The organism is Paenibacillus timonensis (assembly GCF_022427145.1).
GTDB lineage: Bacteria > Bacillota > Bacilli > Paenibacillales > Paenibacillaceae > Fontibacillus > Fontibacillus timonensis.
The window spans coordinates 1-19,270 of the sequence record NZ_JAKSXN010000052.1 but is presented as its reverse complement, the minus strand read 5'-3'; the positions used below and the strand labels follow the sequence as shown (position 1 = coordinate 19,270).

14 protein-coding genes are annotated in these 19,270 nt (G+C 53.8%); all 14 read right to left on the bottom strand.

Annotated features, from left to right (window positions below; genetic code table 11):
- Positions 1–45: 45 nt before the first annotated feature.
- Positions 46–4,011, bottom strand: coding sequence for an S-layer homology domain-containing protein (locus MJ257_RS18645; protein WP_240270650.1), 3,966 nt, complete (start codon positions 4,009–4,011; stop codon positions 46–48).
- 579 nt (positions 4,012–4,590) lie between these two features.
- Complete coding sequence (locus tag MJ257_RS18640; RefSeq protein WP_178023346.1) at positions 4,591–5,712, bottom strand: glycosyltransferase family 4 protein; 1,122 nt, start codon at positions 5,710–5,712, stop codon at positions 4,591–4,593.
- A gap of 112 nt (positions 5,713–5,824) precedes the next feature.
- The gene (locus tag MJ257_RS18635) at positions 5,825–6,586 is read right to left on the bottom strand and encodes a WecB/TagA/CpsF family glycosyltransferase (RefSeq protein ID WP_240270649.1); all 762 of its coding nucleotides are present in this window, start codon (positions 6,584–6,586) and stop codon (positions 5,825–5,827) included.
- A 14-nt stretch (positions 6,587–6,600) separates the two neighbouring features.
- A complete protein-coding gene (csaB, locus tag MJ257_RS18630) occupies positions 6,601–7,746 on the bottom strand; it encodes a polysaccharide pyruvyl transferase CsaB (protein WP_240270648.1) in 1,146 nt (381 codons plus the stop codon).
- The gene (locus MJ257_RS18625) at positions 7,719–9,737 is read right to left on the bottom strand and encodes a DUF5693 family protein (RefSeq protein WP_240270647.1); all 2,019 of its coding nucleotides are present in this window, start codon (positions 9,735–9,737) and stop codon (positions 7,719–7,721) included. The genes csaB and MJ257_RS18625 overlap by 28 nt, the downstream gene beginning before the upstream one ends.
- A gap of 68 nt (positions 9,738–9,805) precedes the next feature.
- Positions 9,806–11,524, bottom strand: coding sequence for a phospho-sugar mutase (locus MJ257_RS18620; RefSeq protein ID WP_240270646.1), 1,719 nt, complete (start codon positions 11,522–11,524; stop codon positions 9,806–9,808).
- A 38-nt stretch (positions 11,525–11,562) separates the two neighbouring features.
- Complete coding sequence (gene fabZ / locus MJ257_RS18615; protein WP_178023341.1) at positions 11,563–11,985, bottom strand: 3-hydroxyacyl-ACP dehydratase FabZ; 423 nt, start codon at positions 11,983–11,985, stop codon at positions 11,563–11,565.
- Positions 11,986–12,329: 344 nt separating this feature from the next.
- Positions 12,330–12,530: a DNA-directed RNA polymerase subunit beta gene (locus MJ257_RS18610; protein ID WP_178023340.1), complete on the bottom strand. Its 201-nt coding sequence runs from the start codon at positions 12,528–12,530 to the stop codon at positions 12,330–12,332.
- Positions 12,531–12,542: 12 nt separating this feature from the next.
- Positions 12,543–13,364, bottom strand: a complete 822-nt coding sequence (locus MJ257_RS18605; protein ID WP_240270645.1) for a flagellar hook-basal body protein — start codon at positions 13,362–13,364, stop codon at positions 12,543–12,545.
- A 31-nt stretch (positions 13,365–13,395) separates the two neighbouring features.
- Positions 13,396–14,295, bottom strand: coding sequence for a flagellar hook-basal body protein (locus MJ257_RS18600; protein WP_240270644.1), 900 nt, complete (start codon positions 14,293–14,295; stop codon positions 13,396–13,398).
- A gap of 77 nt (positions 14,296–14,372) precedes the next feature.
- Positions 14,373–15,371, bottom strand: coding sequence for a rod shape-determining protein (locus tag MJ257_RS18595; RefSeq protein WP_178023337.1), 999 nt, complete (start codon positions 15,369–15,371; stop codon positions 14,373–14,375).
- Positions 15,372–15,612: 241 nt separating this feature from the next.
- Positions 15,613–15,897, bottom strand: a complete 285-nt coding sequence (spoIIID, locus tag MJ257_RS18590) for a sporulation transcriptional regulator SpoIIID (RefSeq protein ID WP_009223751.1) — start codon at positions 15,895–15,897, stop codon at positions 15,613–15,615.
- Positions 15,898–16,405: 508 nt separating this feature from the next.
- The gene (locus tag MJ257_RS18585) at positions 16,406–17,152 is read right to left on the bottom strand and encodes a M23 family metallopeptidase (protein ID WP_240270643.1); all 747 of its coding nucleotides are present in this window, start codon (positions 17,150–17,152) and stop codon (positions 16,406–16,408) included.
- Positions 17,153–17,253: 101 nt separating this feature from the next.
- Positions 17,254–18,957 (bottom strand): stage II sporulation protein D, encoded by a 1,704-nt coding sequence (gene spoIID, locus MJ257_RS18580; RefSeq protein ID WP_240270642.1) that lies wholly within the window; start codon positions 18,955–18,957, stop codon positions 17,254–17,256.
- Positions 18,958–19,270: the final 313 nt, after the last annotated feature.

Sequence of the window (19,270 nt, the reverse complement as noted above, 5' to 3'; positions counted from 1 at the left end):
GAAGCGGCCATAGTTAACCTTGGCCGCTTCTTGGTTACGAATATTTTAGCTTAGATTTTTAGGAAAAATTGATGAGCTCTTCTTAAGAAGTTCCACCGCAACTTTTCCCGCTTCAGCTCTCGTCATGTTGTTTTTTGGATTAAAGTTAATTGAAGCCTTCTTGCTGCCAGCCGTCGTAACACTTTGCCCATCCATGATTTTCGCTTTGTAAACGGCTTGCACGGCTGGACGCGCGTACGGATCAATTCTCCCTGAATCCAGGAACTGCTTGGCCAGCGTTGCACTAAGCTTGCTATCATTAATCGGAAGCTTTAGCTTAAGTGCACGCGAAATCATTATAGCTGCCTGCTCTCTCGTGATTGGCTCCTCAACTCCAAAATAACCTTCGGTAATTCCGGTGATGATACCGGCACGGGACGCAGTTTCGATGTACTTGAACTCCCAGGTATCTGTTTTGGCCTTTGGTACAACGTCAAAATAAGTTTGAACTTTATCATCATAGTTCAACGGAATGTTGAGCCCTTTGACCAGCAACGTAGCAAATTCCCCGCGGGTCGTCAGATCGTCAGCTCCGAACGTATTCGGCTGCAGATTCGCCATAATACCCTTGGAGTACAGAGCATTCAGAATATTGCGTGCCCATGGATGATTCGTAATATCGCTGAAACCACGGCTCTGCTTCATGACGACGTAATAGCCGAAATCATCAAAAGGTACGGTGATCGTATTACTTTTGGTGTCGACGGTTCCACCGATATTCTCCCACTCCGAATTTTCCGTGAATCGGAACACCGCTACTGTTGTCCCTGCTTCATCCACAACGTTCTTGTTAAAGGCTAGCTTCAATGTCCCCCGCTGTGAAGGCACAAGTTTTCTCTCTGGTTCCCGAAGCAGGAGATCCCGGAAGTTCTGCGAATCGGAATATTGCGGCAAAATCGAATATGGCGGCAATCCGTTCGTCGCCGGCTTGTATGAATCTCCGCTTCCATATTCGCCGTACCCGCCGTTAATCCAGTAAACATCGGAAACTCTCGTGAAATTACTCGTTTTAGCTGTCGAGTTAAACAGCTCGGACAAATCCTCCGGTAAAGTAAGTGTCGCTAAGCCATTTGGTGTTCTCTCGTCCTTGTCGATATTGAAAAAATTGCCGTAATCGTTGCGTCGTTCCAAGATTCCGTTTTTAGGATCTGCAATCCCAAATAACAATTTGTTGTCCGGATAAAATTTGGTTACGCTACCTTCAGGGACATTAGCCGTTTTCAGTACTGTACCTTTAGGGAAGCTTAGCTCCAGAGCCTTACTAAATGCCGAGTACTTCGTTGCTGATTTCTCCGTCATATACTGCGAATCCACAGCAACCGCACTTGCATAATAAACCTCTACAGTATCATTCAGCGTTTCGGTTCCCCGTACAATTTGAATTTTGATCTTCGTTGCCTTATCCGGCTTAAGCCCAACATAATCATAGATAAATCTTGCCGGTGCATTTTCGGGCAAGTCCGTACGTCGAATAGCTTCCCCTTTATCTATAATGACTTGGGTAGCTCCTTCAGCTTCAATGTCAAACCGCACAAAATTTTTATTAACGATGATTTGGTCGCCAACCGTAGAAACGGGGGACAAAATCCGGTACGGAGCCAAAACGCGGGAAATTTCAAGTCTCTGTGAAGTGCGGGCTCCCGTGGAATTGATAAGTTCCAAGTTATATACTTGACTTCCCAGCGAATCTAGTGCAATGTTTTTGATTCTCAATACAAACTTCCCGTTAAATACAGCCATATCATAACCAACGTCCGGTTTACCGCTTCTAACGATGGTTCCTGTAATAATTTGAGTACTCGTCATCGTCGTTGATGTTAAATCCGCAGCAGATGCATCAGATTGGGAATTAAAGACGCTTTCGGAACCTCGCATTAAGTTAATAATTCTGGCTCCGGCTCCTTGAATAATCAAATCGTAGTTCTGAGCGCTAGTTTCATAAATCTCTCCAACGAGCTTAAACTCTGGCGAGCCAGCAAGAATTTGGGTTAACTGTGTATTAGCTCCGCTGGTATCATTCAGATCCAAGCCGGTAAAAGTAACCGCTGGGTCAAAAATTTTCGGACGGAATACACTTATGTTCGAGACATTCGTATCTAATATATACAGCCTCAACTCTTTAACAACCGTTCTGGAATTGCCTTTTCCGTCCATGGATACCCCGCTAAATTTAATACGGTTCTCACCGTAGTATAACGGGCCTGTGACATCAATCGGCAGTCGAATCGTGAATGTAGGTGAAGTCGTTGTCGGAGCAAAGGCGATAGGTGGCGTTAACTTATCATTAGAGACCCCGTTCACAAAAAACTGCGGGTTCGACAGGTTTTCAAAGTCGCGATACTCTCCGTTAATATCCACGTAAAGGTTCGATTTACTTGAATCTACGGAAATAGTTTGGCCATCATACAAGCCTTCGACATAAATGTAGTTTTTCGTAGCGTACGTTATCGTTGCCGTTTTGGAGGCACTGGAGGTACCAATGCTAAATTTGACTTGCTGCGTACCGCTTGAAAAACCAGTAATTCTGAAAACGTGCTGAGTCGCCGTCCCCGAAGTAACTGGGGTAATCGTCGGTCCAGTAGTCCCTCTTGGCAAGTAGACTGCATTTAGATCGCTGCTGTCAAAAGCTTGATCTGCCGTAACCAAAATATAAAAATTATCTTTATCAGCTTGAGTACCGTCCAAATCTGGAAGATCATTAATACTGCCCGGCGGGGTTGAATTGTCCTTCATATATTTCAATCCGGTAACGCCGATCTCGCCCGGAAGAAATTTAAAATTAATATTCACTGAAGTAGAATAGGTGCCGTCGTATTGGACACTCAAGTTAAACCTTTGACTTCCGCTACCAAAAGAGATTGGAACGGTGACCTCAACCAATCTGTAGGCTTTGGATAGACCGTCTGGTGCCGGAATTTCTGTTTCTGTCGCTGTAAAAGTTGTTACCGGCGGGTTTGCCGTGTTTAAGGAATCGGTCAGAGTAACACTGCCTTTTCCTGTACCTTGCGAGGCACCAAATGCATTCCCTGTGTCATTTAACAGCATCGAGAATTTAACCGTTCCGGATACTGGTAGCGTAGGTGTAGTGGCTTCTGTAATGGTTGCCACTTTGTTATACACATCATAGTCCGCTCCATTATACTGGATGGCTATCGTGTCGAATGGCTTGGTTTTATCAAAGTAATAAACGGATCGTTCAATCGTAACAGAATCGGCACCGCTTTTAACGGTGATCGTAATTTTGTTAAGTCCCGGCTTCAAGTTAAGGGCAGGCGAAAAGAACTTGCCGGTTTGTGTCAATGTCGTCACTAACCCCGTGCCTCCGTTGACACTTACGGTTACTTCCGTCGCGTTCTTCACCTCACCGGAGATCGAAACGTTATCCTTATCCGCGACAACCTCCGAACCTTCGTTTAAGTAGATGGTCCCATAGCTGGATCCTAACAATTTCAGATCCTGCACATAAGGAACTTGATCAAATAGAGCGTAGAATGTTGATTCGCGTGTAATCCCATTTTGGGAACCCGATAACGTAATTCGGTTAAACCCCGGGAATAATGGCAAGTTAGTGACTTTGAACTTATCCTGAAAAGATGAAGAGGTATCTCTGGAGATATTCCCGTTTTTGAATTGGGTGCTATCAGTCTCCCAGATTCCCTCACCTGTAGTCGGATTTGTGACTTTAAAGGTCAGACGTTCAACCTTAACCTTCAGGGAATCCTCGGTAACCTGCGAATAGGTACCCGAAAACGTAAGCCCAGGAATCGTTGTTGTATACATCCGGTTGTCCCGTGCAACCTGGTCGGCACCGGGAGTAAGTGTTAAAGTCGTCGTATTTCTTAGCGTTAAGTCATCCGGAATAAAATAGTTGCCCTGAGCAGCATTGGCCCTAGGAACGAACCCGGATGGCAACAATGTGATGATTAATGCGGCGAGCATCAACCATATGAAGGGCTTCTTGAAGCGTTGCATGGATTAATCTCTCCTTTGTCGTGTAGTGTGTGTTGATGTCCCCGCCAAGGTTCGGCAGGGACTGCCCGAAAGCGTCACTTACATATGTTATCGGTCGAAAAGTGGAAGAATTTTAGGAAAACATGAAGAAGAATCCAATGAAAATCGCGGGACGCGAAAAAACCGCCGTTTCCAGCGGGCGTTGTCAGTCGGATGTTCTGTTCGTGTCACAAGTGTAACGGACTCCAATGACCTTATTTGCACATTTCCCGGACATTTTCCGTTCTAACGGACTGCAGTGACCTTATTAGACTCCGAATGAGGCGAAATCACCACAGAAGGCCGGAATAAGGTCTCCTCGATCCGTTAGAATCCGAGCCTACGCTGTGTTCGGTGCAAATAACGGCTCTGGTGTCCGTTAGCCACCTCGAAGTCCGTTAGCAACCTCGACGCGGCACTGCGGGCAGGCAGACAAAAAAACAACCCCTGCGGCTTTGCCAAGCCGGCGAGGGGTTGTCCTTCATCAAGTTAAGGATTGCATAATTGCCCTTCATTTAGGGATGCTATAATTTCGGACTGGTCCGCACTCCATGTTCCTTGTTACTTCGTGCCGCGTTCAGCGCCGGCCTTCATGCGCAGGCGGGCGAGGAAGTCGAGCACGGGGCGTTTGGTCTTGCCAATCAGGCCGATGACCTCGGCGCCGATTTGCAGGAAGAAGACCATGACGCAGATGACGACGAACGTCACCCAGTTGGCGTTGTACATCGCGGCCGACGATTGGATGACGGCCAGCACGCCGAAGAACGCGGCGATGCCGTATATGATCAGCACCGTCTGGCGGTGGCTGAATCCGAGCTCGCGCAGGCAATGGTGCAAGTGACCCTTGTCCGGCGAGAAGATCGGCTTCTTCTGCATCCAGCGGCGCACGATGGCGAACATCGTGTCCGAGAGCGGCACGCCGATCAGAATCAGCGGCGTCAGGAACGACACGATCGCGATCTGCTTAAAGCCGAGCAGCGATAACAGCGCCAAGCAGAAGCCCAGGAACAGGGCGCCCGAATCGCCCATGAAGATTTTGGCCGGGTGGAAATTGAAGTACAGGAATCCGATAATGCTGCCAAGGAGCAGCAAGCACAGCAACGCCACCATCACGTTGCCCATTAGGAACGCCATGACGGCGATCGTCCCGATCGCGATGGCGGAGACGCCCGCAGCCAGTCCATCCAATCCGTCGATCAGGTTAATGGCGTTCGTCACGCCAACGATCCACAGGATGGTGAACGGAATCGCTACCCAGGTTTCCACCGCGGCATACGTGTGGAACGGAATATTTGCGAATTCAATACGTATATCGAACACGAACACGACCACGCAGGCCGTCGCGATTTGAATCAGAAATTTCAGTTTGGCCGGCAAATCGAAGCGATCGTCCAAAGCACCCAGCAAGACGGTAATCGTTCCGCCAACCAGGAAGGCTTTGATGAAGTTCACTTCGCGTACCGAGAAGACGTCCGGAAGGAACGGAAGAAGCAGAAAAAACGTGATGACAAATGATAAGAAAATCCCCAAACCACCGAGTCTCGGCATAATTCGTGTATGCACTTTGCGCGCATTGGGTACGTCCACGGCGCCAACCTTAAAAGCGAACTTCTTTACGAGCGGCGTTAGGCCCAAAGCCAAGCCAAGTGAAACGATGAACCCGATGATATAAATCATCAACATTAAATTTCGACCTCCAATTATTCTGCACCGGAATGATTATACTCCGATTAAGGAGAAACACCAACCCCGTATTTGCGCAAAAAACCGCAGTTATTCATGGAAATCGAGGCATTTAGCCCATTTTCGTTAAGTTTTCTTTCTCCCGCAGCACGCGCACGGCGAATTTCGGCAGCGCAAGCATTCTGCGGAAGCGGGTAGGTTCCTTCAATAACCGGTACAGCCATTCCAGCCGAAGCTTCCGGAAAGCCATGGGAGCTCTTTTGGTGCGCCCGGAAATGACGTCGAAGCTGCCGCCAACCCCCATCATCACGGGGACGCGCAAGACGTCTTTGTACTTGGCGATCCAAGGTTCCTGCGTATCTGCCCCCCGGGCAACAAACAGCAGATCGGGCGCGGCTTTGACGATCTCATCGATGACTTCCTGGTCTTGATCCGGCCCGAAATAGCCATCGCGGTACCCCGCGATCGTCGTTCCGGGATACTGCAGCGCCAATCGACGGGCCGTCTCCTTCACGACATCCGGCGCGGAGCCAAGCAAGTACACTTTCCAGCCCAGGCGCTCCCCTTGCTTCATCAGCTCGTGCAGCAGCTCGTACCCCGGCACGCGTTCCGTCACCGGGTCGCCGCCTTTTCGCGCAGCCCACACCAGGCCCGTTCCGTCCGGCACGATCAATTCGGCGGTTTGCATCATCGCTTTGTAATCCGGGTTCTCGATCGCCGCCATCATCATGATCGGATTGGCCGTAATCACATGATGCGGCGTCTTGGCGGTAACCGCGTTCGTCAAATGGGCAACCGTCTCCTTCATCCCCCATTTGCAGACCGGCACGCCAAATACCGAAACCGTCGGAATCCCTTCATTGATCTTGGTCATCCCCTGTTCACCCATCACTTTCGTAAAAATTCAACGATCCGCCGCGCGGGCACCCGTGCTTCCCGCTTCAGTTCGGCGATTTGCGCGGCGTGGCTCTTACGCCACGTCCCGGCTTCCTGCAGGAGGCGCTCCCCTTCCGCGGCCAGAATCCGCGGATCCAGCTCCTCCGCCGTCCCGACCGGGACGCTTCCGATGCGACCAAGGAAATGGTCGATCTTCGGGTCATACGAGATGCCGAGCAACGGGACGTTCTGCGAGGCGGCGTAGATCAAGCTGTGCAGCCGCATGCCGACCAGCAGGCTGCACCGGCTCACTTCCCGCAGCATATCCTGCGGGTGCTCCGTCTCTGGCGCAATGCTCACGGTGCAGCCGCGTTCCGCCACATTTCCCAGCCGTTCCATCACGAAGCGCGAAGCTTCGTCGTCGCCGGGGAAATGAAAAGGCAGGAACCGGATATGCACCGGCTTGCGGCGACAGAGCAGCGAGAGCCCCTCGGCCAGCTGCGTCAGCTCGGTTCGCGCTTCGTTCCAGAAGCGAACCGATACACCAACCACCGGCAGATCCGAGGCGGACTCGCCCGAAACGCCGCCGTTCCCCTCCGACGCAGCGACATGATCCCACAATGCCAATCCCATGACAGGGTCAGGCACGACTTGAACCGCATCCTTGCCCCGAAGTCCCATGTCCCGCAGCAAATTCGCCGATTCCGTATCGCGCACGGAAATATAGTCGCAGCGCCGGAACACCGAAGCGATCAGCGGCCGGAACAGCTTGCGGTTCACCGGTCCGATGCCCTGGGCATACACGAAGGTCGGCTTGCCGAGCCATTGCGCCAGTTTGATCACGCCCAGATAATACGGGATCGACTTGATCCCCGTAGCGTCCTGCAGCAGGCTGCCGCCTCCGCTGATCAACCCGTCGCTGCTCTTTATAGCCTTCCTTACCTCGCCGAGTTTCATCCGGTGCACGGATTCGACGCCGTACGTCCGACTCGTCCATTCCGGATCGATCGACAGCACGATGGGCTTAATATCCACGCCCGTGGTAAGCCCCTCCTCTTCCAGCGCCAGCAGGATGGACTGAAGCACCGCTTCGTCCCCGCTGTTCCGAAATCCGTAATACCCCGACAAGACTAAAGTTTTAGCAGTCGTGGCGACCATTTATCCCAGCACCTTTCAATGATTTGCCAAACCAGGACGGCGATCAAACCTATCACCAGGCCCAGGCCCATACCGAGAACATCGCGAATCAGCGAAAGCACTGCCGGAGTATGAATATGCGCAAACGTATCAACCATCGACAATTGGCCCATCACCGCGATAATCATCGCGAACATCGCCCAGCGATAACGGAAAGCGGCAAACAAGCCGACGATAAACAGCGGATGCGCCAGCAAAAATTCTTTATTCCGCGGCCGAACGCCAAACGCGTTCTCCAGGAAAGAACGGAAGGCGGCTTCGCCCGGCAGCAGCGTTCCCGCATTGCCGGTCCGGGACAGATAATACAAAGCCGCAACTCCCAGCACGGCGGCAACGGCTACCCAAAGCACCGTGATCGGCATGCTGAGCCATTTCCGCAATTCTTCCCAGACCGAGTTGCCCCGGTACAAGAAGACATAGATCGCAATCAGCAAAATCGGTCCCAAATGCAGCAAGCTTACGCCGCGGAACTGATTAAGCACCAAGCTGTACGTAATGTTGTTCAGCAGGGCAATGACGAACGGTACGGCGGTCAGCGACAGCAGCGAGGTTTTGATGAACAAGACGATCGTATGTGTCAACCGGCGTCCGCCCGACAAGTTGGAATGCTTCTCCTGCAGCTCCTGCACCTTGCGAATCGCCAGCACCATGGCGATCGTCGGCGCGCTGATGGCCACGAACAAAGCCAGCGCCTGCTCAAACAATACCGGCTTCAACACGTACAGTCCGGCCGAACCAACCAAGCCGAGGACAAACGCCGCCAGCGTGAGCGACGGCAAGAAGCAGGAAATTAGCAGCGCCACGAATGCTACGCCCCCAAGCACGACCAACGCTTTGAGGTATTTTTGCCAGCTTGCGTCGTGAATCGTGAAGGCCTCCGCTTGTCCAAGCTCGAAGCCATTGTTCTCGATGCGCTGGATGGCATTTCCCGGAGCTTGCAACGAATCGATCAGATTGTCGATCGGATTCGTGATCGCCGCCTTCGCTAAATCTTTGGAAGCCAAAGCGTTGAGGTACACCATCCGGATGTTCCGGTCTTTGGTGGCCAGCACGAACCGGTCGGCCAGCGTCGCTTTATCTTGGGTTGCCTCCGTATCGGCCAAAGAATGCAGCCGTACCACGTTATAGTCGATCAAGTAAGCCAACTTATTGAACCCTTTTTGCGGAGCCTTCAAGTTTTCGATGGCCGCGATGCCAAGACCGTGTTTTTTCAGCAAATCCGCAAAGCCCTGCAGGCTGTTCTTCGACTCGTTTTCGTTATAACCCTTCACGGCCTCGCCGTCGAACAAAATGCGGGTGACGCCGTTTTCAGCGAAAAAGGCCAGCTGCTGATCCAACTCCTCTTGATCGTAAGGGCTGTTGTCCGAGAGCCGTGGAAGGATCGTAAAGCCTTTCTCCCGCAGCATCGCAAACGCGATCGGGTCCAGCGGCAACGGCTTCATCACCGCTTCCTCCAAGCCCATGCCGATCACCAGACCGCCTTGATCCTGGTACTGCCAGTTCGCCACCGGCACATCCAGCTTGCGGAACGCCGCTTCGATCATCGGCTTCAACTGCGCTTCGTTCTCTGCGCTGGTAAACGCCAGGTACGTGTAATTGCCGTTCTCCGTAATGACGGCCCCGTTCAGCTTCGCCGCCTCCACCGAACTAAACACCATGATTCGACGAGCCTTCGACAATTCGTCCAGCGTGCTTTCAAACATCGCCATCGTGCCCACGCCGGCTTCCTTCAGCCGGTCCAGTTGTTCGTCCAGATAGGCCTGCGGATCCGCTTGATACGAAGCAATATCCAGCAATCCTCGATAATTAAAGACGAACTCCACCTTGTTCGCGGAGGATTCCGTTTGAACCCGCTGCGCGATCACCGGCACGGATGCCAGGATTCCGACAATCACCAAAACCCACAACCATTTGCGGGAAGCGTTATTCCACCGCTGCCAACTTCGAATCACTAAGGTACCTCCTCAAAAATGCATAAATCCACATCTGTTATTTGTTTCCCCAAACCAACATGTTTCGTTTACTTATCGACGCGTGCGAGCACGTCGTCCTGAATCCGACCCAAACGCGACTTGGCGTCTTCCGCGGAAGTGCCGCAAACGCCGAAATAGAATTTGATCTTGGGCTCCGTGCCCGACGGACGCAGACAGAACCACGAACCATCCTCCAGCAAAAACTTCAGCACGTTCTCCTTCGGCAAGCCGTCAAGGCCCAGCGAGTAATCCAGCACCTCGGACACGCGCACGCCTCCGATCTCTTGCGGCGGATTGCTGCGGAACGCTTCCATCAGCGCGCCGATTTGAGCCAAACCGTCTTTGCCTTTCAACGTGCGGGAGGCCAACGCTTCGCGGTAGTAGCCGAACTGCCCGTACAGCTCCTCCAGCACGTCGATCAATGTCTTGCCTTGGCGTTTATAATAAGCCGCCGCTTCGCAAATCAACGTCGAGGCCACGACGGCATCTTTGTCGCGCGCATAGTTCCCTGCCAGATATCCGTAGCTTTCCTCATAACCGAACAAATAAGTAAATTTGCCGGAAGCTTCAAATTCGTTCATTTTCTCGCCGATGTATTTGAAACCGGTCAGCGTGTTAAACACCGTGGCTCCATAATGGCGGGCGATGGCGGCGCCGAATTCGCTGGTCACGATCGTCTTGACGACGGCACCGTTAGTCGGAAGCGCTCCTCTCTCCTTTAATTGGCTTAATACATAATGGACGAGTAAGGAGCCCGATTGGTTACCGGTAAGAATTTCATATTCGCCGTCCCGCGTCCGCACGACCGCACCCATCCGGTCTGCATCGGGATCCGTGCCGATCAAAAGATCAGCGCCGACTTGTTTGCCGAGCTCGATCGCCATCGTGAACGCTTCGCGCTCTTCCGGGTTCGGCGACTTGACCGTCGGAAAATCTCCGTCCGGCAATTCCTGTTCCTTTACGATATGCACTCGAGTAAACCCGATCTTCTCCAAAGCGCTTCGAACCGGAACGTTCCCGGTCCCATGCAGCGGGGTAAAGACGACCACGAGATCCTTGGCCGCGCCTGCCGCCATCAGTTCGCGATTGACGCTGGTGTTCGCCACGGTCTCCGCAAACGCCTCATCCTCGGCGGCGCCAAGCCAAACGAGCAGTCCTTTCGCTTCCGCTTCCTCGCGGCTTACCCGTTTGACTTGAGCGAAGGAAGCGATATTCTGAATCCGGGCAATGACCTGTTCCGCTTCATGCGGGACTAGCTGGCCGCCCGTCGAGTTATATACTTTGTAGCCGTTGTACTCCGGCGGATTATGGCTTGCCGTAACGACGATGCCCCCGGTTGCCTTCTCCTCACGCACGGAGTAGGATAACTGCGGCGTCGGGCGAAGCGACGGGAACAGCTTGGCGACGATGCCGTTGCCGGCCAGGACCAAAGCGGCCTCAAGCGCGAATTCCGGCGAGAAATGACGGCAGTCATGCGCGATCACGACCGAGGGGGCCCCTGCTTGGCCCGCATGCGCTTCTAGAATATATTCGGCAAACCCCTGCGAAGCACGGGCTACCGTATAACGGTTCATGCGGTTGCTCCCGGCTCCGATCACGCCGCGCAAACCACCCGTACCAAACTCCAGGTCCCGATAGAAACGATCCTCGAGCTCGGCCGGGTTACTTTCCAAATCGCGCAGTTCCTGTTTGGTAGCGTCATCAATCGTAGGGTCCTGCAGCCAGCTTTCCAGTTTCTCACTTACAGCCTTGCTGATTTCAGTCATGGTTGTTTCTCCTCCTCAAATGATCTCTTTCAGCCCGATTAGGACAAGGCGAACATGATGTCTCCCTCGGCGACAATCTTATCGTCAACTTTAGCGACGGCGTGGCCTTTACCGATCGATCCCTTCATCCGGGTAATTTCGACTTCCAGGCGCAGCGTATCCCCTGGCACCACTTGCCCCCGGAAACGGAATTCATCCAACCCGGCCAAGAAGCCGATTTTGCCGCGATTGGCTTCCACATGCAACATCGCTACGGCTCCAACCTGCGCCAACGCCTCCGTGATCAGCACGCCAGGCATCACCGGGTATCCGGGAAAATGCCCGATAAAGAAAGGCTCGTTGATCGTCACATTCTTGATGCCGACGGCGCGTTTGCCTTCCTCCAGCTCAATGATGCGGTCCACCAGCAAAAACGGAGGACGGTGAGGTAGAATCTCCTGGATCTCGTTCGTATTCAACATATGTAAGTTCTCCTTTCGGTTTGCCTTTTTGGGTTCCGGCAGCCGGCTAGCTCAAACTGAATAAAAGCGCAGACAACCGGTCACACTGTAGTTATCCTTCGCCTCTGCAGAAGCGAAGGTTAAGATAAGGGGCTTATCCGCAAGCGACCCCCAGGTCGGTTACGGATATAGCCCTTTTGACTTGTTTTAGCCGTAGAGTCCCCCATCATTATACATTTTTCGCCTACAAAAAGAAAACTCCCGTCAGCCGAGAGTTTGTGGACAATTATGTTAAATTTGTTCTGTTTCTTCTATTATATATGCGTTCCGTACGACTCCTCGCAAACGTTCGCTTTCGCTTCCATTCAAGGAGCAAACACCAGATCGAAAACATGCTTCCACGTCGACCAGTGCCAGATCTCCGAAGCGTCCTGCTTGCCGAACACAACGTAGCCAACGACGGTACCCGCCGCCAATGCCGCAAAGAGAACCAGCAACACAAGAACGATTCGCAGGATGACGATCCAGGCGGGGCGTTTGGCAGCCGGTTGATTGTCTTCACTCATGAAGCTTCCCACCTATCCGCGCAAGTTGTTGGCCAGGCCCATCATCGTTTCGCCGGATGTCAGCGCGCGAGCCGTCAATTGATAAGCACGCTGCACCTGGAGCATTTCGGACATCGCTTCGGTCAAATCTACGTTGGAGGCTTCCAACGCCCCTTGGCGAAGGCTTGCCCGTTGTTCCTGCGGCAGGCTTAACGTATCCACCATGGCCTGAGCCGGATCAACGCCGGCCGCCAGGACAAACAGGTTACCGTCTTTCTGAACCAGCACGTCCGGACGTTCGGCCGTCAACAACGCGATACGTCCTACTTCTGTCGTTCCTTCCCCGTTCGTGGCCAGCAGATTCCCCTCCGAGTCAACGCTCAGCTTGGCATCGGAAGGAAATGTGATCGGATCGCCATCGGCGTTCAAGACCACATAACCTTGCTTATTCACCAAAAATGCGGCTCCCTCATCGCCCGGATCCGGTTGGACATGAAAATCCCCGCCTCGGGTATAAGCTACAACGCCGTCCGGCGTCAATACGCTGAACATCGCGTTGCCTTCAATCGCCAAATCGGTAGGATTGCCGGTCTCCTTAATGGGGCCTTGGGTATAATTTACCGTCACCTGCGACATTCTCGAACCGAAGCCGAGGTTGAAACCGGACGGCGTCGCGCGGCCGGGCAAATTCAGATCGGAAGTCTGCTGCTGCACCCGGGTCAACGTATCTTCGAAATTGGCTTGCTTTCGTTTATACCCTGCCGTATCCACATTTGCGATGTTGTCGGCAAGCAAGTCCAAACGTTGTTGAATTCCGCTCATCGAAACCATCGCGCTGATGATGGTGTTATTCATGCCGCACCTCCTGTTATGGCCGGACGCTTAACTACACGCGGCCGATTTCGTTTACCGCTTTATCTAAACTGCGATCGTAATATTGAATGATCTTCTGATTGGACTCGTAAGCCCGTTGGGCTGCCAATAAGTCCACCATGGATTGGGCCGTATCGACGTTCGATACCTCCAGGTAGCCTTGGCGCACCACGGTCCCATCCGTTCCAGGCACCAGTCCCCGTACTCCTGCCGCCTCTTCATCGGCGACACGGAAGACGCCGTTGCCTTCGCGAACCAGTTGGTAAGGCTGTTCCACTACCGTGATCCCGAGAGCACCCAGGTTAACAGGGGCACCGGTATTGTCTAGCGCCGTCAAATTTCCGGTCTCATCACTGGTCAGCGTGTTCACGGATAAGCCCGGGTTGAGGACGATCGGATTGCCGGTGGCGTCCAGTACCCGGTAGCCGGTGGATGTTCTCACTTCTCCCGCCGTATTGACGGTGAAGCCGCCGTCCCGGGTATAACGTACATTCCCCTCGTTATCTTCCACGGTGAAGAAAGCCTGAGGCTGATAAACCACCTCGCCGTCCTCCGTGACGAATTTACCCGAAGCGTCAAAAGCATAAGGTTGGCCTGTAGCCGGGTTGGTCAGGCTAAGCTGCGAGATCAAGGCAAAATCGGTACCATTTCCGGTCTCCTTCAAATCCCCTTGCGTAAACGCCGGCAAGCTCTCTTCCGCAAACACCCCGGTCACTAGCTTCCCGATACGCGAAGTAGCTCCCGACTGCTTGTCCCCCATCAGGGAAATCAACATTTCAGGAAAAGAGTGCGCCACCGTATTCACCGATTTGTAGCCCGGCGTATTCAGATTGGCGATATTCTGCGTAACCGTATCATGCCGCCGCTGCTCGGCGATCATGCCGGACGCCGCGGTATAGAGACCTCTAAGCATGGCCTTACCTCCAAACGCTATATATTCAATGCCCCTAATTCACCGGGCAACACATTCCTTCTTATTATATCGGACGATTAGAGCTTTCTTCTTAGCACCTTGTCCAAATTGTCGAGCATGATGCCCGTTCCCTTCACCACGCAGTGCATCGGATCTTCGGCGATCAGCACCGGCACGCGAAGTTCTTCGGCGAGAAGCTCGTCCAGCCCGTTCAGCAGAGCGCCTCCCCCGGTCAAAATCACGCCGCGGTCGATAATGTCGGCGGACAATTCCGGCGGAGTGCGCTCCAGCACCGATTTGGCGGTGGCGACGATCGAGGAGATCGGATCGGCTAGCGCTTCCTGAACCTCGTTCGCCGTAATCGTCACGGTCAGCGGCAGCCCGGACACCATGTCCCGGCCGCGGATATCCATTTCGGCCACCCGTCCGTTCGGGTATACCGTTCCGATCCCAATCTTGATATCTTCCGCCGTCCGTTCGCCAATCAACAGCTTGTACTTCGTTTTAATGTATTTAATGATGGCGGCATCAAACTTGTCCCCGGCAACTTTAAGCGACGAAGCGGTGACGATGTCCCCCATGGAGAGCACCGCCACATCCGTCGTCCCGCCGCCGATATCGACAACCATGTTGCCGCTCGGTTCGAAAATATCCATGCCGGCCCCGATGGCGGCCGCTTTCGGTTCTTCTTCCAAATACACTTCTTTAGCGCCGCTGTGTTCGGCGGCTTCGCGAATCGACTTCTGCTCCACCGAGGTAATGTTCGTCGGCGCGCAGATCAGAATTCTCGGGTGGCTGTACCAGCTTCTGCCGCCCACACGGTCAATAAAATATTTCAACATCGTTTCCGTAATTTCAAAATCGGCAATGACTCCGTCCTTCAAGGGACGAATCGCAGTGATATTTCCGGGCGTCCGGCCCACCATCCGCCTTGCTTCTTCACCGACGGCCAGCACCCGTCTTCCGTCGCTGTCAATCGCGACTACGGAAGGTTCGTCAAGAACGACTCCCTTTCCTTTCACATGAATCAGCACATTGGCCGTGCCTAAATCAATCCCAATATCCTTGCCCATCATTCGATCCCCCAAAGCGTATTTTTGTAAATCACGGAAAGGACGTAGCGGCCCTACCCCATGTATATGGCAGAAGTGTCCCGCTAACAAAGGTGTGGTCAATCGACAAAAGTCGATGAATATCGCAAAATTTCGGGATAAATGGATGAAAATCCACATCATCTTATACCATATTTAAAAATACCATACTTTAGGGGAATGATTCAATGAAAATCGTTCGATGGGTGAACTAAGTAATTACCCATTAATTGACGGAGCTAATCACCTCGCGTTTCGATTGGCCTTTCTTCTTATACTTGATCTTCGTCGCTTCCCCGCCGCGCAGGTGTCTGATCGATTTGTGATATTCGAGAATGTGCTTCACCTGATCCGCCAAATCCGGATTGATCTCCGGCAGACGTTCCGTTAAATCCTTGTGCACCGTGCTTTTGGAAACGCCGAATTCCTTGGCGATCGTTCGAACCGTGTGCCGCGTTTCCACGATGCACCGTCCAATCTTTATCGTCCGTTCCTTGATGTAATCGTGCACGCTCCCGCCTCCCTCAACTCGAGATAGTTTGGTACATTATATGAGGGGCGGGCCTAGATATTCTTTGTTTCCAAGCCTGACAAGCTTGGGCGAGGCCATTTATTTTACCTTCGGTCATCTAAAGGGAAGGAGCAGCAGGGCCGGACAAGTTAAGTAAGGTGTGTGAAATGGAGCGATTATGATACCGTCTTAATCCTTAATAAGGGACTTTTTGGGCCTTATTTGGGCATCCAATCCCGATTCATACGAAATAAGGACAAAATAGGGCCTTATTTCTCTCGATCATCGTAAAACATGCCTTTTGAGGCTTTGACCGAAGAAATAAGACCAATATTTTCCCTTATTTACTCGAGAATCCTGAATTTGCGGCAAATAAGGCCTTTTTGTACCCTTATTGCGGAGTAAGCAGAAAAAAACGGAGAGCTCTTTGCTCTCCGTTAGCCTGCCGCATCGATCCGAACGATTGGACCGGCTGGCAGTGCCATAAATTGGATGGATGGGTTTAACTTCAGTTTTTCGGAAGCACGGTTTCCGGATTCACCAGCTCGCCGTTTTCGTAAATCGCGAAATGGACGTGGTTGTCGAGGTCCTTCTCGATTTCGTTGCGGCCGGCGCTGCCGATCGTGTCGCCTTGCTTCACTTCGGCATCCTTCTTCACCTTCACTTCGCCCAAGCTTTCGTACACCGTCTTCAGGTTGTTGGCGTGGGTAATTTCCACGACGAACCCGAGAAGCGGCACTTCTTCAACCCGCGTCACTTTTCCGCTCATGGCGGCCGTTACCTCGAAAGGCTTGCGGTCTTCGCGGGCCAGGTCGATCCCGGTGTTTGGCGTAAACGTATCGTTGTACTGCACCAGGGCGGCCTGATGTTCTTCGGCCGTACCTTCCTTCTCATAGAACGGCTTCACGACGGCGACATCGGCGGCGTTCGCTACCGGCCAAGAGAGATCCTCGGAGGAGGCGATGACTTCGGTCGCTTCTTCCTCTTTCGTTCCCTCTTCCGTTGCGGCTTCCTCTTCGCCGGACAGGTTTACGGTGTCGGTTACGCTGGCGGGGGTCGAGTCCAATGGCTTGTTGCTCGCATCCTGGTAGACCCACACTAAGGTTAGTATAATTGCCGCTGCCGCCACATACGCTGCCGGGTAAACCCATCTCTTCGACAATAATCTCTTCCACGCGGATACCGGTTTAACCGGTTCTCCCAATCCAATTTTAGGAGATTCCTCGTGTCCTGTTTTTTTCTGGTTTTCATTCATTTGCTCATCACCTCAGTAACCAGTGTTACCGGGGCGAACTCTTTTATACTTCGGCTTTATACTTTTTTTTCAGAAAAAAAGAATAATCGTTTTCCGTGCGGCTACTTGATAAAATGGGAGGCCTGCTGAAACGAGATTCCCGTGTAATAGTGTTTAAGGATTTGCGTCGCCGTGTACCATTCCTTTGCCATGCCGTTAGCCCCCCACTGACTCATCCCGACCCCATGGCCGTAGCCGTAGGTGGTGATCTTGACGGTATCGCCGGTGACCGCCAGCGTAAATTGGCTGGAGCGGAGATTCAACTTCTCCCGGACTTCGCGGCCGGTGTAGACCTGCTCGCCGATGCGAATCTCCTTGACCCGGCGACCGTCGGTCCAGGATAGGGTCTTAAACAGCTTGCCGGCGCTCAGCTTGGCCGCCGCGGCTTTGCCGTTTCCCTGATCGAGGGCGGCCAGCGCCGTCTTAACGGGTCCCGGCACCTTCTGTCCCAGCTTGCTGTACAGTTGGGAGAGCGGCATTTCGATCGTCTCGCGGTTTTTCGGATTGATCGCGGCGTCCCATGGGCTAGGCACGCTGCGCAGATAAGGGATCTTCAGCGACCAGTAGTCTTCGGAGTTCTCCGTGTACCCGCCGCTGGAGGAGAAGAAGGAAGCGGTGATCGGCTGCCCGCGATACGTCATCACGATTCCTTCCGTCTGCCGCACGGCCTGGCGCAGCTTCTCGAGCTGCGCTCCCTTGCCTCGGCTTGGCCACTCTTCCAAATCCTCGCGGGAGAGATAGACTTGATGCTCCACGGTGTCGTTCACATCGGCTTTGCCGCCATCGGTACCTCCGGTATCCCCGGCCGTAAGGCGCCGGACGATAAAGGTGCGCGCCGCGATGGCCTGCGCTTTCAGTGCCGCGAGCTCGAAGTCGGCCGGCATCTCGGCGGCGAGGACGCCGGTGACGTACTGCTCGAGCGGCACGCTCTCGACCTCGCCGGTGCGCGTGAGATAGACGCGCACCGGCGTCCCGCCCGCGGCCTCCGGCACCGCGGGCGGCGCCTCGGCGCGAGCCGCGTCCTGCGGGCGCGGCTCCGCCGATGGCGGCACGGCGGCAGGCGCCTGCGTCTGCGCCGTCGCCGCCGGGTCGTGGCGCGCGGCGGGCGCCTGCGCCGCGCGCCACGCGATGAGCGCTGGCAGCAGCAGCGCCAGCGCGATCAGCGCCGCCGCCACGGGGGCGGCGCCCGTGCCGCCGAGCCACCTCCCGCCGCTTTTGCGGGGGGCGGCTCGGCCCGGCCGCGTGCGGACGCGCACGCGCACGCGGGTTTCCGGCGGCACCCCCGCAGGAGGTGCCGCCAGCGGCGCTAAGCCCGGCGGTACCACGCCGCCGTCGCCGCGGGTTGCCGTCGGCTCAGACCGGCGTGCCCCCTCCATTGCCGTTCTCACGACTCGCGTATTCACATCTGCGGTCCGCTCAACCCTCACTGTCCGTTCGGCCAACTCCGTCCTTTGCGCTGCGGTCCGCTCAAATCCCGAATTTACGGGCTTTTCCGTTTTCTCCTTCGCCGTTCCCCCGACTTCCACACCAATTACGGTTCTTCCGGCCCCTTCCCTCCCTCGTTCCTGACTGACCGCTTGTTCCGGTTTCTGACGGACCACCACTACGTTAGCGGGAGCCGACACCGTGGCCGCTTTACCCTCATTCGGCTCTGACGACCGGAGCGCTGCCCTTTCGCTTGTCTCGCGGTTGCCGCTCTCTTCCTTGCCCCGCTTCGCCTCTCGGCGAGGCGCTACATTTATTTTGACCTGGGATCGTTCCTGCATCGATTCGTTACCTCCGCCTCTGGTCGTGCTGCCGTACGCCGATCACGTTAGCGAGCTAGCAACCTAGTTTTTCTCTCCTTATATCGTTTGCCCGCTATACTTATAGATATGAGTTTTGGCGAAATGCTAGAACCCGTTTTCTCCCATCATGCGCAGAAACTAAAAAAACGCCTGACGGCGTTCCTAGAAGCTATGAGCAGATTGTTGCATTTCGTACAACATTTTGAGGCTTATCGGGCCTCTGCCTGCAATATTGTTGTACTAACTACAACATTCCTGGCTTAAGCGCCCGGAGTCCGAATAGATTATTGTA